A 13422-nucleotide genomic window follows, 5' to 3' on the forward strand; every position below is an offset into this window, starting at 1 on the left:
CCGATCGACCTCGTCAGCGTCCGGCTGCTGTGGATATCTCGTTCTTTCGTACGACTTGGCGATCCAGGGATATTGTCGGACAATCTGACAGATTGGTATGGCGTCCTCCGCTCGGGGCGTGGCTGCCGTAGCTTGGTTGGAACGACCGGACGAAAGGGGAGGCCCATGACCGAGGCGCAGGAAGCCGGCAGGGCGTACGGCGTCGACAGTGAGGTCGGTCCGCTGCGGACGGTGATGCTGCACCGCCCGGGGAACGAGCTCCGCCGGCTGACCCCACGGAACAACGACAAGCTGCTGTTCGACGGCATCCCCTGGGTCGGCCGGGCTCAGGAGGAGCACGACGCCTTCGCCCAGGCGCTGCGGGACCGCGACGTCGAGGTCCTGTACCTCGGCGAGCTGCTGACCGAGGCGCTCGGCGACCCTGACGCCCGCGCCCGCGCGGTGAAGGGCACCACCGAGGACCTCAGGCTGGGCGACACCCTGCGTGACTACCTCCGCTCCTCGCTCGCCGCTCTCGATCCGGCCCGGCTCGCGGAGGCCCTGATGGCCGGCGTACGCAACGACGAGGTCCGGGCCGGCGGGCTGGTGACATCCCTGCTGGCGCACGAGGACTTCCTGATCGACCCGCTGCCGAACCTGCTCTTCACACGCGACTCCAGCGTCTGGATCCGGGACTCGGTCGCGGTCACCTCGCTGGCGATGCCGGCCCGGATGCGCGAGACGCAGCTGACCGAGCTGATCTACGGCTTCCACCCGCGCTTCGCCGGCGCCGACAAGGTGTACGACCACCAGCTCGAGCACGTCGAGGGCGGTGACGTCCTGGCGCTCGGTCCCGGCGTCCTGGCCGTTGGAGTCGGCGAGCGTACGACGCCCGCCGGTGTCGAGCGGCTGGCCCGACGGGTGTTCGCCAAGGACCTGGCCCACACCGTGCTCGCAGTACCGATCGCGCAGCAGCGAGCCACGATGCACCTCGACACCGTGTGCACGATGGTCGACGTCGACGCGGTGCTGATGTATCCGAACATGGCCGAGGAGATGCGTGCGCTCGCGGTGACCACCGACGGCGACCAACTGCACGTCGCCGAGCCGGAGCCGTTCCTGGTGGCCGCGGCGAAGGCGCTGGGCATCGACACGCTGCGCCGGATCGATACCGGGCTGGACCCGGTGACCGCCGAACGCGAGCAGTGGGACGACGGCAACAACACCCTCGCGCTGGCGCCGCGGGTCTGCATCGCCTACGAACGGACGGTGGAGACGAACGCGCGCCTGGAGGAGTCGGGGATCGACGTCATCCGGATCTCCGGGTCCGAGCTCGGCTCCGGCCGCGGTGGACCCCGCTGCATGTCGTGTCCGGTACTGCGCGCACCGGTCAAGTAAGGCCTACGACACGCGCAGTGAAATCGGGGCTTGTGGCGGACGACCGATCTGAGTACTCTTCATGCCTAGGCCCAGGCCCTGTTGCTCCCCCGTCAGCAGGACTTGGGCCGTCCACATTCTCCAGCCGAACGCCCGGGTGCGGTGCACCCGGGCGTTTCGCATGTCAGCGGATGGTGAGCTGACGGCTGGCCAGACCGGCCCGTGCAGCCCGCTCCTCGGTGGTGAGCGGAGCCTCGGTGGCGAGCGCCTTCTCGAGCGCCACGGCGAACTCGCCCGCCGGCTTCTCGACATCGGCCGCCTCGGCGTCCGCCGGGAGCTCCCAGACCGGCGCCAGGACGCCCAGGGCCCGGAACGAGCCGATCAGGCGGCTGCCCTCGATCAGCGCCGACGAGCCCGCCGCGTGCAGCCGCGCCAGAGCGTTGAGCAGGGTGTCCTCGCTGTGCGGCATCACCCAGCGCAGGTACCGCCGGTCACCGATCTGCGTCCAGTACGCCGCGTCGACCGACTCCAGCCGCACCGTCGGAGCAGCGGCCGCGTTCGCGCGCTCCAGGCCCGCGGCGACCTCGCCGGTCGGGTCCTCGACGTTCTCTCCGACCCAGAAGTCGAACCCCTCGTGCACCTTCACCTCGATCGGCTTCGAGGTGTCGATCAGGTCCTGCAGCCGGGGACCGTCCTTCATCAGGTCGCCGAGCTGGATCGGGTTGCCCGGTTCGGTGTTCAGTGCGGCGGTGATCGCGTGGCCGAGGTCGCGGCTCGGGTCGCCCGACGACGCGTGCGTCTGCAGGCCGATCCAGATCGACTCGTCGTCGCGGACCAGGCCCGGCATCGCCATCGGCAGCAGGGTGACCAGGTTGACCACCGTGCCCGCGTGATCACCGGTCAGCTCGACCTCCGCCGTACCCGAGGGAACGATCTCGCGGAAGGCGATCAGGTCGCACTCGGCCGGCAGGCCTTCGAACGGCCGCACCACGAAGGTGTCCGCGGCCTGGGCTCGCTCACGGCCGTGGCACTGCTTGAACCGCTTGCCCGAGCCACACGGGCAGGGCTCCCGCGGCCCGACATCGACCAGATCGGCCGGGTCCAGCGTGACGGTCGTCGTGTTCTTCGTGCGCTGCCGCGACTTCTTTCCCATGGGCGCAGTCTTGCAGCCCACCGCACCCCGCGGCCAACCAGCTCAGTCCGGGGTGCTGGCTCAGTTCGGGATGATGGCGTGGACGGTGCGGTGAGTGGCGGCGGTACGGACGTCCCAGGTCGAGGTGAGCATGTCGACGATGGCCAGACCCCGGCCCCCGATCGATTCCGGATGGGTGTCGCTGATGCGCTGCGGTTCGGTGTCACCACGACCGTCGGTGACCTCGACGTGGATCCCTGACCTGTCGATCCACCAGGCCGCGCGCACCTCACCGGCCGGCAGCGGCGGCGCGTACCGGATGGCGTTGGAGAGCAGCTCGGACAGCACCAGCTGCGCGTCGTCGGACGCGGTTTCGGTGATCCGGTACCGCTTCAGATAGGCGGCCAGACGGCGACGGGCGTCCGCTACCGCTGACACTTCATGCGGCAGGACGACGTCCACGACGCTAACGTCGGCAGGCAGGGTCGCAGAGGACAAGCAGGGTCTCCTCGTTCATCGGAACAGCCATACGGAGATCTGCCCAGCTTCCGGCCCCGGAAAACACCCGCACGCATTCCGTTACATTGCCCCGGCGTAGATCACAGGTTTTGCCAGGAAACCGAGACGAAATCGACAGAATTGAACGTTGCAATAACGGGCCGCATTCATCCCACTACGTATCCGCACCAGTCACTTCAATCCGAAGTGGCAAGTCCCACATCCGACCTACTAGGTGTGACGGCGGGGCCTGCGCCGCGGCGGATACGTCACAGTGGGGACCGGTGCGGCCGGGGGCTCCGCGAGGGTCTTGAGGGCGGCCTCCGGGCGGTCGGTGATGATCGCGTCGACCCCGATGTCGCGGCAATGGCGGATGTCCGGATCGGCGTTCACGGTCCAGACGTGGACCTGGTGGCCGTGCTTGTGCGCCCGGTCGACGTACTCCGGGTGGGCGGTGACGATCTCCAGGCTGGGACCGGCGTACGAGACTCCGGTCGGCAGTGAGCCGTCGCGGAACCGGAGCGGGACGCGGTCCATCAGCAGCACGGTGCGGAGGCCGGGGGCCATCGTGCGCATCCGGCGCAGGGACAGCCAGGAGAAGCTCATCACGCGGACAGGGGACTCTGTACCCACCTTCGGGTGCGCCCAGCCGTAGCGGTCGAGTGCCTCGATCAGCCGGCGTTCGACCAGGCCGGCGTACCGGGTCGGGTGCTTGGTCTCGATCGCCAGCTCGACCGGCCGGCCCGCGTCCCGGACGGCGGAAAGCAGCGCGTCCAGGGTGAGGACCTTGCGCAGGTCCGGGTCCGGAAGGTCGGCGTCCTCGTCGAGGTCCGCCCACGGGTTCTTCCAGGACCCCCAGTCGAACGACTCGAGCTCATCGAGGCTCATCGTCGAGAGCACGCCGCGGCCGTTGGAGGTGCGTTCGATCCGGCGGTCGTGGACGCAGACCAGATGTCCGTCGGCGGTGAGCCTGACGTCGCACTCGAGTCCGTCGGCCCCCGCCGCGACCGCCCGGCGGTACGCCGCCAGCGTGTGCTCGGGACTGACATCACTCGCGCCACGATGAGCTACCACCCTGGGGCGTTTCGCCATAGAACAAACTCTGTCACGCCGTTCGGAGAACAAGTCACGCAGGCTCGCCGGTGCGTTGGAAAACGGTTTCTTGTTCACGACCGCATTCACCGGCCCGGCCCTGTCGGACCGTCAGGAGAGGATGACCGGCATGGAGATGCGGGCGATCGTGCTGGACGGGCCGGGCGAGCCGGAGGACCTGCGGGTACGACGGGTCCCGGTCCCTGATCCGGAGCCGGGATGGGTCCGGATCAAGGTGGAGGCGTTCGGGCTGAACCGGTCGGAGTACCACCTGCGGGCCGGGCTGGCGACGAACGCACGGTTCCCCGTGATCCCGGGCATCGAGGCGACCGGGACGGTGGACGCGGCGCCGGGCCGCGAGTTCGCGCCGGGGCAGCAGGTGGTCGCGATGATGGGCGGGATGGGCCGCGAGTTCGACGGCGGGTACGCCGAGTACACCGTCGTACCGGCGGCCTGCGTCATCCCGGTGCGCACCGGGCTCGACTGGGCCACCCTCGGGGCGCTGCCGGAGATGCTGCAGACCGCGCACGGCTCGCTGCACACCGGCCTCGCGATCGAGCCCGGTCAGACCGTGCTGATCAGGGGAGGTACGTCGTCGGTCGGGGTGGCCGCGGCCGTGCTGGCCAAGGAGCACGGGCTGACGGTCTTCTCGACCACCCGGAGTCCGGAGCGGACCGCCGTAGTGCGGGATCTCGGGGTGGACCACCCGATCGTTGACGATGGCAACGTTGCGGCGAAGGTCCGGGAAATCCTGCCGGACGGCGTGAATGCGGCCCTCGAACTCGTCGGCACGAATGTCCTGCCGGACACCCTGAAGGCGACCGCAGTCCACGGCACGGTCTGTTTCACTGGAATGCTGAGTGACCACTGGACGATCCCGCATTTCTACCCGATCGGCTATCTGCCCAACGGCGTCCGGTTGACCGCGTACGGCGGTGAGAGCACCGACCTGCCGGCGGAGGCGTTCCAGCGGTACGTCGACCTGGTGGCCGAAGGCAAGCTCCCGATCCGGATCGACCGGGTCTTCAGGATGGACGAGATCGGCGCGGCGCACCGGATCATGCAGGACGGCAAGGCGGTCGGGAAGCTCGTCGTCCGGGTCGACTGACGGTGCCGGGCCCGCCACCTGGAGGGCCCGGCACCTGATTCAGACCGTTGCCTTCTGCAACGAGGCGGGACGGGCCAGGCCGTAGTGGTCGCGCAAGGTCGTGCCCGTGTACTCGGTGCGGAAGAGGTCCCGGGCCTGCAGGATCGGGATGACCTCGTCGACGAACGCGGCGAGGCCGGACGGAAGGACCGGCGGCATGATGTTGAAGCCGTCGGCGGCGCCGGCCTCGAACCAGTGCTGGATCGCGTCCGCGACCTGTTCCGGCGTACCGGTGAAGGTCCGGTGACCACGCCCGCCACCGAGCCGGCCGATCAGTTCGCAAACGGTCAGCTTCTCGCGACGGGCCAGGGTGACGATCAGCGTGTAGCGGCTCTTCGCCCCCTCGATCTCGTCCTCGTCCGGCAGGTCGGCCGGGAGTTGCCGGTCGAGCGGCAGGTCCTCCGGCGCCACCCGCAGCGTCTTCGCCAACTGGGCCCGCGCGTACTCCGGCCGGATCAGCTCGTCCAGCTGACGTTCCAGCCGCTGCGCCTCCTCAACCGTGCCGCCGATCACCGGAACGATCCCGGGCAGGATCTTGATCGTCGACGGGTCACGCCCCAGCGCTGCCGTCCGCGCCTTCAGATCCTGGTAGAACGCCTGCGCGTCCTCCAGGGTCTGCTGCGCGGTGAACACCGCCTCGGCGTACCGCGCGGCCAGCCCTTTGCCGTCCTCGGACGACCCGGCCTGCACGATCAGTGGACGCCCTTGCGGAGACCGCGGCAGGTTGAGCGGGCCGCGGACCTGGAAGTGCCGCCCGACGTGGTCGATCGGCACCACCCGGTCGTTGACCGCCCAGACGCCTTCCCCCTTGTCCGCGATCGCGGCGTCGTCCTGCCACGAGTCCCACAGCTTGTAGGCGACCTCGAGGAACTCCGCCGCCCGCTCGTACCGCTCCGCGTGTGCCGGCTGCTGCGCGAGATTGAAGTTCAGCGCCGCCTCCGGACCGGCCGTCGTCACCACGTTCCAGCCCGCGCGCCCTCCGCTCACGTGGTCGACGCTGGCGAACCGCCGCGCGAGGTTGAACGGATCGTTGTACGTCGTCGACGCCGTGGCGATCAGCCCGATCCGAGACGTCACCGCAGCAAGCGCGGTCAGCAACACGGTCGGCTCCAACGACCCGGCGGGCCGCCGGCCGACATCTCCGATCAGCACCGGCGAATCGGCGAAGAACACCGAGTCGAAGCGACCGCGTTCGGCGATCCGCGCCAACTCCTGATAGTGCTCCACCGACGTGTTCGCGAACGGATTGCTCTCCGGCAGCCGCCACGAGGCCTCGTGGTGCCCGGTACTCATCAGGAACGCGTTCAAATGCAACTGCCTGCTCACCACGAAACCCCCAAAGCGTCGAGAAGCCGCGCGCGGACCGCGGCGAATCCTGGATCGGCCGGGCTGCGCGGCGCGGCCAGTTCGATCTGTTCCTGGGCGATCAACCGCCCTTGGTCGAGCACGATCACCCGGTCGGCCAGCACGATCGCCTCGTCGACGTCGTGCGTCACCAGCAGGACGGCCGGCTGGTGTGCCGCGCACAGCTTGCGCAGCAATGCGTGCATCTTCAGCCGAGTCAGCGCATCCAGCGCTCCGAACGGCTCGTCCGCCAGCAGCAGCTCCGGCTCGCGCACGAGCGACCGCGCCAAGGCGACCCGCTGCTGCTCACCACCGGACAACTCGTTCGGCCAGGCATTCTCGCGCCCGGCCAGCCCGACCTCCTCGAGACTCTGCCGGCCGCGTTCACCGGCGCCGTTCAGCCCGAGTACGACGTTGTCCAAGACTCTTGCCCACGGCAACAGCCGGGAGTCCTGGAAGACCACCGACACCTGAGCCGGTACGACGAGATCCCCGGTGCCGGCGACAGCGGAGTCCAGCCCGGCCAACGCCCGCAGCAACGTGCTCTTCCCGGATCCGCTCTTTCCCAGCAGGGCAACGAACTCACCCGGCGCGATCTCCAGATCCACCCCGTCGAGGACGGCGCGTTCGTCGTAGCGGCGGACCAGACCTCGGACCTGGACCGCGGCGGTCAGGAGGCCAGTGTGCGGCGCCATGAGAGGGCCCTCCTCTGGATCAGGCGGACGGCGCCGTCGGACAGCAGGCCGAGGACGCCGTACAGGACCAGGCCGACGATGATGATGTCGGTCTGTCCGTACGTCCGGGCCAGTTCCATCATGTAGCCGATACCGCTGGTGGAGTTGATCTGCTCGACCACGACCAGCGACAGCCAGGCGCCGGTCACGGCGAACCGCAGGCCGAGCAGGAATCCGGGCAGCGCACCCGGCAGGACGACGCGGCGGATGAAGTCCCACTGCGACAACCCGACGGTCTGCGCGAGTTCGACGTACCGGCTGTCGATCGTGCGGAGGCCGTTGTGGGTGTGGATGTAGATCGGTACGAACACCCCGAGCAGGATGGTGACGATCTTCATCGACTCACCGATGCCGAGCCAGAGGATCAGCAGCGGCAGCAGGGCCAGTGACGGGATCGCCCGCTTGATCTGGATCGGCCCGTCGAGAAGCGCCTCGCCGACACGCGACAGCCCGGACAGCAGCGCGAGGGCCACGCCGAGCACGATCCCGAGGCCGAGACCGATGAAGGCTCGCTGAGTAGAGGTCCAGAGGTTCGATTGCAGTCGACCGTCGGCGATCAGGTCGCCGGCCGTGGTGACCACGGTCCACGGCGCCGACAGCACTCGCTGGTCGAGCCAGCCGGTGGCCGACCCGATGCTCCACAGCACGAGGAGCAGCAGCGGTCCGAGAGCGGCGCCGAACCTGATCGGCTTGCCCGGTCCGAGCCGACGGCGCCGTACGACGGGAGTGGCCTGCTCGGCGGTGCGCAGACCGGGCAGCGTCGTGGCACTCATTTGGCCACCCCCGCCTTGATCGCGTCCGCCGCCACGGTCTGGAAGCGCAGGTCGTACAGGTCCTTGGCCTGGATCACCGGGTTGCCGGTCTCCTTGGCGAGCAGGTCGATCGTCTCCTGCTGCCGTTCGATCGCATCGCTCCAGTCAGCGCTGATGTCCGGGTGGCCGGCGTTGTCGACCAGCCACTGGCCGTCGGACTCGGTCAGGCCCTGGTCCTTCACGTAGTACCCCTGGATCCATTCCTTCGGATGCGTGTCGATCCACTGCTGGGCAACGCCCCAGGCGGCGACGTACGCACGGATCGCGGCCGCCTTGCCCGGGTCCTCCAGCGACTCGGTCAGCACATACAGATGCCCGGCGTCGTCGCGCAGTCCGTGCGGGATCGTGCTCGCACCGTCCTTGCCGTACTTGGCCAGGTACCGCTTGATCTGTACGCCGCCGATCGGGGCGACGTCGACCTGCTTCGCGGACAGGGCGTTGGAGTACACGTCACCCGTGCTGGGCAGCTCGACCAGCTTCACGTCCTCCTTGGACAGCCCTGCCTTCTTCAGCACCTTGAGCACCAGCGCGCCCTGCGCCTGACCGGGGCTGTAGGCAACCTTCTTCCCGCGCAGGTCGGCGAGCGTCTTCACGGTCACGCCAGGTGCGATGCCCAGCTGGTAGATCGGGTGATCGAGCGGGTCCTGCCGGAACTTCGACGCGACGATCTTCACGTGCAGCCCGGTCCAGGTCGCGTGGATCGGCGGGATCTCTGCCACCGAGCCGAGGTCGAGCGCGTGCGCCCGGAACGCCTCGGTGGTCTGTGGACCGCCGCTCAGATTGGCGAACTGGACGTACTTCGACACCTTGTCGAACTGACCGGACAGCTTCAGCGCCACCTCGGTGGCCGGATCGCCGACGACGATCTTGGCGCCGTCCGGGACGGTCGTCGGCAGCGCGGCGTCCAGCGAGAGCGCCGCGCCACCGGCCTTCGCGGCACCACCGCAGCCGGCCAGCAAGGTGACGAGGGCTGCGGCCAGTACGGCGTACTTGTGGGTTCTAGGCATGGTGGGCCTTCGGGTTCGGAGTGGCGGTGACGTAGCGGCCGTCGTGGTAGAGCAGCGGCTCGTGCTCACGTCGTTCGGTGTGGGTCGCGAGACGGGCGACGACCAAGCAGTGGTCGCCGACGGCGAAGCGGTGCTCGACCTGGGCGCGCAGGTAGCTCGGCGCCTCGTCGAGGACCGGCTCGCCGGTGTGCAGCCGCGACCAGCGGGTCGGCTCGCCGAAGCGGTCGATGCCGCTGGTGGCGAACCAGCCGGCGATGGCGTGCTGTTCGGCGGACAGGAAGTTGATCACCACGCTGCCGGCGGTGCTGACGGTCGGCCAGCTGGACGCGGTGGTCGCGATCGCGAACGAGACCAGCGGCGGCAGCAGGCTGACCGACACCAGTGAGGTGGCGGTGAACCCGGCCGGACCGTGGCCGGCGTCCGCGGTGATCACCACGACACCGGCGGCGTGGCGGCGGAAGACGGAGCGGTAGACGTCGGCGTCGACGATCCGCTCCTCGGTGCGGTCGGGAACCACGGACAGGGCAGGACGGTTCAAGGCAGGAACAGACATGTCTCTCCCTCGGAGGCGGGACAGCGGCGACCGGTAGCGGGCAGCACGAAGCGGCCCGGCCGGGCGGAGTGTGGGAGGCGGATCAGCAGGCCTCGTACGGCGGGAACACCGCCGGGACAACGGGGGCGGGGATCACCGACAGGTGGCGCTCGCCGTCCGGAGCAGATCGATGACGCGACGGCGGGTCAGCAAGGTCGTCGTCATGTCAGCCATCTTCTCACCAATGTCTACTGGACTACTCGACAATCTCGGAATCCGGACCACCCCAAACGGACGATGGCACACCGAGTCGTGGATCCAGGTCGGCAAATCGCCCGATCCCGGACCGCAATCCACGACTCGACGGCCCGCGGGGACCGGGCTCCCTCACATTCGGGGGTCGGGATGCGTTCTACTGTCGTGATGGCTCCGGAGAAGGTCTTGCTGCCACCGTTCCAGGCGCTTGTCGACGAGCACTGGCGAGACGTGGCACGGCTGGCGCGAGCCCTGGCAGGACCGGTGGACGGCGACGACGTGGCCCAGCGCGCGTGGGAGAAGGCGTTCGCCGCCTACCCCGGCCTGACGTCGGCGAAGAACCTGCGCAGCTGGCTCCTGACCATCACCGCCCGCTGCGCAACCGACGTGCACCGGGCGCGCAAACCACAAAGACCTCTGGACGAAGCGCCGCCGGTCGCGGTCGAAGGCCCGGATGCCGCCGACTGGCCGGATCCCGACCTCTGGCAGGCGGTCAACGAACTGCCCGAACGCCAGCGCTTCGCCATCACGCTCAAATATGTCGGCGACCTGGACCACCACGGCGTGGCCGCCGCCCTCGACACCACGCCCGCCGCATCGCGCCGGCTCGTCAGCGACGCGCTCGCGGCCTTGCGCAGCAAACTCGGAGTGAACGCATGAACGACCTCGAGAGCCGGCTGACCCGGTTCGCCATCCCAGACCTGAAACCACCTGTCCTCCCGGACGCTGACGTCGCCTACACCCTGCACGACACCCCGATCGGCACCATGCTGCTCGCGATCGCGAACGGCCGCGTAGTGGCCAGCTCCTTCGGCGACGAGGAGACCATGACGAACCGCCTGGCCCGCTCGGTGTCCCCGCGCGTCCTGCGGCAGCCCCGCGCACTGGACGACGTACGACGGCAGCTCGACGAGTATCTGGACGGACGCCGTCACGAGTTCGAGCTGGAGGTGGACCTCGCACTGGCGACGCCGTTCCAGCGGCTTGTGCTGACCGATCTGCCGGTGCACACCAGCTACGGCGCCACGACGACGTACGGGCGGGTCGCGGGGGAGATCCACAAGCCGAAGGCGGCCCGTGCGGTCGGTACGGCGCTGGGCGCGAATCCGGTGTGCGTCGTACTGCCGTGCCACCGGGTGATCGGCGCGAGCGGTGCACTGACCGGATACGCCGGCGGACTCGACGCGAAGCGTTTTCTGCTGAATCTTGAATCGAAAAGCTAGGTTTTCCGGAATCGCCCGAGCGGGATTTACACTCGGAATAGAAAGGAGCAGATCCCCAGTGTGGAGTGGGGATCTGCTTCTTTGTTTTCCCTTGCCTGCAAGGGCTGATGGAATACCTGACGAGTCAGTCAGTTGCCGGTTGATGGATCTCCAGGATAAGCCGGCGGCGGCCGCCCCAGTCCCGTTTGTAGACCTTGAAGTTCTCAATTCCGGCGGCCGCACAGAGCCGGCCGTAGCTGATTTCGTCGTGGATGAAGTGCACGCTGCTGGTGCCGAAGTGCTCGGTGGTGACGATCCGGTGCTCGGGACCCTGGCGCATCCCGTTGGCGATCTCGCCCGCCGTCGCAGGCCCCCAGGCCGGCCCCTCGATGATCGCCATCCCGCCCGGCTTCAGCACCCGGGAGATCTCACAGATCGTCGACAGTTGCTCCTCCTCGCCGAACAGTTCGTGGAACGCTGTCCACAGACAGATCACCGCGTCGAACGAGTCCCACTTGTACGGCAGGTCGGTCATCGAGCCGATCGCCCAGTCGATCGACAATTCCTCCTCGGCCGCCTGCGCCCGGCCGGCCTCGATCAGGTTCGGGGAGATGTCGAGTGCGCGCACGGTCTTGCCGGCCCGGCGCAAGGGCAGCGCGACCCGGCCGTAGCCACAGCACAGGTCGAGCACCGACTCGCGCTTCTCGAGCAACTCCTCGACGGCCGTGACGATCGCCGCGTCCCGCTCGGGCGTGGTACGCGCGGCCAGTCCTTCGGCCCCGAGTTCCGCGTACTCGGCCCGGCTACGCAGTGCGGAGTTCAGCATGACCGCAAGTATCCCGGTTACTCCGGGTCAGTTGTCCAGCGGCGGCGCCCGATCCTGCCCAGCACCACCGCGGCCAGCATCGAGACCACGATCGAGGTGTACGTCGCTCCGAGCCAGGAGGGCACGGGCTGGTCGTTGAAGAGCCGCTGCTGGACCTCGGTCCAGAACGGCGACCAGCCGGACACCGTGCCGGGGTTGACCAGTTGGTACGAGACGAAGCCGATCAGCCAGGCGACGGCCGGCTGCCAGCGGAAGCGCGCCGTACCGGACACGTCCCAGTTCATCTTGCTGACCACGAAGAAGTCGGCGATCGCGACCGCGAACAAGGGGATGAAGACCGAGCCGATCAGGTAGAGGAACTCCGTGTAGTTGCCTAGGTCAACCAACAGTGCGATGGCCGTTGCTACCACGCCGATGCCGACCGAGATCCACCGGCGGTCGACGTGACCGATCAGGTTGTGCGTGGCCATCGTGGTCGAGTAGACGTTCGCGTAGGCCTCGTCCACCTCGTCCACCAGCAGCACGAGCAGCGCGATCGCACCGGCGGGCAGCGTGACCAGCGCGGTGATCACGTCCTCGCTGTTGGTCTGCAGAGTGGCGACCGCGAAGACGCCCAAGGCGTAGTACGCGATCGCGGCCAGGCCGTAGCCGAGTGCAGAGCCACCGAAGGCTGCCTTGTTCGTGCGCGAGTGCCGGGTGTAGTCGGCGGCCAGCGGCGCGAACGACACCACACCGGCGGCGGCCAGGTCGACGGCCGGCCAGAAGCCGAACACGCTGTCCTGCGGCAGATCATGCACCGGCTTGCTGAGCACCTGCACGAACAAGTAGACCGACGCGATCAGCACCAGCCAGACCATGAACTTCCGCAGCACCTTCACGCTGCCCAGTGGTCGTACCGCCATCGCCGTGGCGATCACTCCCGCCACCAGGACGAACAGCCAGCGCCACCGCTCGCTCGTGACCGCGACCGCGGCCTGCGCGATGACGATGATCTCCATCGTGGCCCAGCCGACGTTCTGGGCAATGTTCAGCACGGTCGGCGCGATCGAACCGCGACGGCCGAACAGACCGCGCAGACTCGCCATCGCCGGTGCGCCGGTCTGCGAGCCGAACACGGCTGCGCCGCCGAGCACGAGCGCGCCGATCCCGCAGCCGACGACGACCGCGAGCAGACCCTGTGCGAGTGAGCCCGTGTACGCCGCCACCAGCGCACCGGTGACCGGGCCGAACAGCGAGATGCCGAAGTTCCCCCAGAGGGTGAACTGGTCCAGGAACCCGAGCGTGCGCGGAGAGTCCGTGGTGAGGACGAGTGGCGCCTCGGTCTGATCGGCAGGACGAACAGCAGTACTGGTCATGGTGACCCGCTCCCTACGCCGGCATTACCCGGTCAGGTTCAGGCGGTCGGCGACCCGGCTGTCCTCAGCTCGTCGCCCTCTCAGCCCGCGCGTTCGGTGCGAGCTCCCGCAAGGATTGCTACCGCGTCAA

At 68.6% G+C, this 13422-nt stretch carries 14 protein-coding genes and 1 riboswitch; of the genes, 4 read left to right on the forward strand and 10 right to left on the reverse strand.

Going from position 1 to position 13422, the window contains the following annotated elements; genetic code table 11:
* Positions 1-165: 165 nt before the first annotated feature.
* Positions 166-1377 carry an arginine deiminase gene (locus ACIBG5_RS27325; RefSeq protein WP_396394300.1) on the forward strand — a complete coding sequence of 404 codons (1212 nt, stop codon included), beginning with the start codon at positions 166-168 and terminating at the stop codon, positions 1375-1377.
* A gap of 163 nt (positions 1378-1540) precedes the next feature.
* Here the strand turns inward: ACIBG5_RS27325 and ACIBG5_RS27330 are convergent, their stop codons facing one another.
* The 3 genes from ACIBG5_RS27330 to ACIBG5_RS27340 form a co-directional block, all read right to left on the reverse strand.
* Positions 1541-2509, reverse strand: a complete 969-nt coding sequence (locus ACIBG5_RS27330; RefSeq protein ID WP_396394301.1) for a DUF5926 family protein — start codon at positions 2507-2509, stop codon at positions 1541-1543.
* A 60-nt stretch (positions 2510-2569) separates the two neighbouring features.
* On the reverse strand, positions 2570-2950 hold the full coding sequence (locus ACIBG5_RS27335) for an ATP-binding protein (RefSeq protein WP_396394302.1): 381 nt from the start codon (positions 2948-2950) through the stop codon (positions 2570-2572).
* A gap of 267 nt (positions 2951-3217) precedes the next feature.
* The gene (locus ACIBG5_RS27340) at positions 3218-4078 is read right to left on the reverse strand and encodes a glycerophosphodiester phosphodiesterase (RefSeq protein WP_396394303.1); all 861 of its coding nucleotides are present in this window, start codon (positions 4076-4078) and stop codon (positions 3218-3220) included.
* Between the two features lie 121 nt (positions 4079-4199).
* Here ACIBG5_RS27340 and ACIBG5_RS27345 point away from each other — a divergent pair, with 121 nt between their 5' ends.
* On the forward strand, positions 4200-5186 hold the full coding sequence (locus ACIBG5_RS27345) for a zinc-binding alcohol dehydrogenase family protein (RefSeq protein WP_396394304.1): 987 nt from the start codon (positions 4200-4202) through the stop codon (positions 5184-5186).
* A gap of 39 nt (positions 5187-5225) precedes the next feature.
* Here the strand turns inward: ACIBG5_RS27345 and ACIBG5_RS27350 are convergent, their stop codons facing one another.
* Genes ACIBG5_RS27350 through ACIBG5_RS27370 form a run of 5 tightly spaced genes read right to left on the reverse strand, consistent with a single transcriptional unit; the run spans position 5226 to position 9675 of the window.
* Positions 5226-6551 (reverse strand): LLM class flavin-dependent oxidoreductase, encoded by a 1326-nt coding sequence (locus tag ACIBG5_RS27350; protein ID WP_396394305.1) that lies wholly within the window; start codon positions 6549-6551, stop codon positions 5226-5228.
* Complete coding sequence (locus tag ACIBG5_RS27355; protein WP_396394306.1) at positions 6548-7264, reverse strand: ABC transporter ATP-binding protein; 717 nt, start codon at positions 7262-7264, stop codon at positions 6548-6550. Before ACIBG5_RS27355 ends, ACIBG5_RS27350 begins: the two co-directional genes overlap by 4 nt.
* Positions 7240-8076 carry an ABC transporter permease gene (locus ACIBG5_RS27360; protein ID WP_393386377.1) on the reverse strand — a complete coding sequence of 279 codons (837 nt, stop codon included), beginning with the start codon at positions 8074-8076 and terminating at the stop codon, positions 7240-7242. Before ACIBG5_RS27360 ends, ACIBG5_RS27355 begins: the two co-directional genes overlap by 25 nt.
* Positions 8073-9122, reverse strand: a complete 1050-nt coding sequence (locus ACIBG5_RS27365; RefSeq protein WP_396394308.1) for an ABC transporter substrate-binding protein — start codon at positions 9120-9122, stop codon at positions 8073-8075. Before ACIBG5_RS27365 ends, ACIBG5_RS27360 begins: the two co-directional genes overlap by 4 nt.
* Positions 9115-9675, reverse strand: a complete 561-nt coding sequence (locus ACIBG5_RS27370; RefSeq protein WP_396394310.1) for a flavin reductase family protein — start codon at positions 9673-9675, stop codon at positions 9115-9117. Before ACIBG5_RS27370 ends, ACIBG5_RS27365 begins: the two co-directional genes overlap by 8 nt.
* 384 nt (positions 9676-10059) lie before the next feature.
* Between ACIBG5_RS27370 and ACIBG5_RS27375 the strand changes: the two genes are divergently transcribed.
* Complete coding sequence (locus ACIBG5_RS27375; protein WP_396394311.1) at positions 10060-10569, forward strand: RNA polymerase sigma factor; 510 nt, start codon at positions 10060-10062, stop codon at positions 10567-10569.
* Positions 10566-11132 carry a methylated-DNA--[protein]-cysteine S-methyltransferase gene (locus ACIBG5_RS27380; protein ID WP_396394312.1) on the forward strand — a complete coding sequence of 189 codons (567 nt, stop codon included), beginning with the start codon at positions 10566-10568 and terminating at the stop codon, positions 11130-11132. Before ACIBG5_RS27375 ends, ACIBG5_RS27380 begins: the two co-directional genes overlap by 4 nt.
* Before the next feature lie 124 nt (positions 11133-11256).
* On the opposite strand, the gene ACIBG5_RS27385 is transcribed toward ACIBG5_RS27380, so the two are convergent.
* Both ACIBG5_RS27385 and ACIBG5_RS27390 read right to left on the reverse strand, forming a co-directional pair.
* Positions 11257-11937, reverse strand: a complete 681-nt coding sequence (locus ACIBG5_RS27385; protein WP_396394313.1) for a class I SAM-dependent methyltransferase — start codon at positions 11935-11937, stop codon at positions 11257-11259.
* 17 nt (positions 11938-11954) lie between these two features.
* Positions 11955-13292: a purine-cytosine permease family protein gene (locus ACIBG5_RS27390; protein ID WP_396394314.1), complete on the reverse strand. Its 1338-nt coding sequence runs from the start codon at positions 13290-13292 to the stop codon at positions 11955-11957.
* Positions 13286-13412, reverse strand: a riboswitch (TPP riboswitch). It overlaps the preceding gene by 7 nt.
* Positions 13413-13422 lie beyond the last annotated feature (10 nt).

Source organism: Kribbella sp. NPDC050241, assembly GCF_044459685.1.
Taxonomy (GTDB): domain Bacteria; phylum Actinomycetota; class Actinomycetes; order Propionibacteriales; family Kribbellaceae; genus Kribbella.

What these genes read in the sequence shown, in the direction of transcription:
- ACIBG5_RS27370 (WP_396394310.1), bottom strand. Translation starts at nt 9,675, where the DNA reads ATGTCTGTTCCTGCCTTGAACCGTCCTGCCCTGTCCGTGGTTCCCGAC.
- ACIBG5_RS27355 (WP_396394306.1), bottom strand. Translation starts at nt 7,264, where the DNA reads ATGGCGCCGCACACTGGCCTCCTGACCGCCGCGGTCCAGGTCCGAGGT.
- ACIBG5_RS27390 (WP_396394314.1), bottom strand. Translation starts at nt 13,292, where the DNA reads ATGACCAGTACTGCTGTTCGTCCTGCCGATCAGACCGAGGCGCCACTC.
- ACIBG5_RS27325 (WP_396394300.1), top strand. Translation starts at nt 166, where the DNA reads ATGACCGAGGCGCAGGAAGCCGGCAGGGCGTACGGCGTCGACAGTGAG.
- ACIBG5_RS27330 (WP_396394301.1), bottom strand. Translation starts at nt 2,509, where the DNA reads ATGGGAAAGAAGTCGCGGCAGCGCACGAAGAACACGACGACCGTCACG.
- ACIBG5_RS27380 (WP_396394312.1), top strand. Translation starts at nt 10,566, where the DNA reads ATGAACGACCTCGAGAGCCGGCTGACCCGGTTCGCCATCCCAGACCTG.
- ACIBG5_RS27345 (WP_396394304.1), top strand. Translation starts at nt 4,200, where the DNA reads ATGACCGGCATGGAGATGCGGGCGATCGTGCTGGACGGGCCGGGCGAG.
- ACIBG5_RS27375 (WP_396394311.1), top strand. Translation starts at nt 10,060, where the DNA reads ATGCGTTCTACTGTCGTGATGGCTCCGGAGAAGGTCTTGCTGCCACCG.
- ACIBG5_RS27360 (WP_393386377.1), bottom strand. Translation starts at nt 8,076, where the DNA reads ATGAGTGCCACGACGCTGCCCGGTCTGCGCACCGCCGAGCAGGCCACT.
- ACIBG5_RS27385 (WP_396394313.1), bottom strand. Translation starts at nt 11,937, where the DNA reads ATGCTGAACTCCGCACTGCGTAGCCGGGCCGAGTACGCGGAACTCGGG.
- ACIBG5_RS27340 (WP_396394303.1), bottom strand. Translation starts at nt 4,078, where the DNA reads ATGGCGAAACGCCCCAGGGTGGTAGCTCATCGTGGCGCGAGTGATGTC.
- ACIBG5_RS27365 (WP_396394308.1), bottom strand. Translation starts at nt 9,122, where the DNA reads ATGCCTAGAACCCACAAGTACGCCGTACTGGCCGCAGCCCTCGTCACC.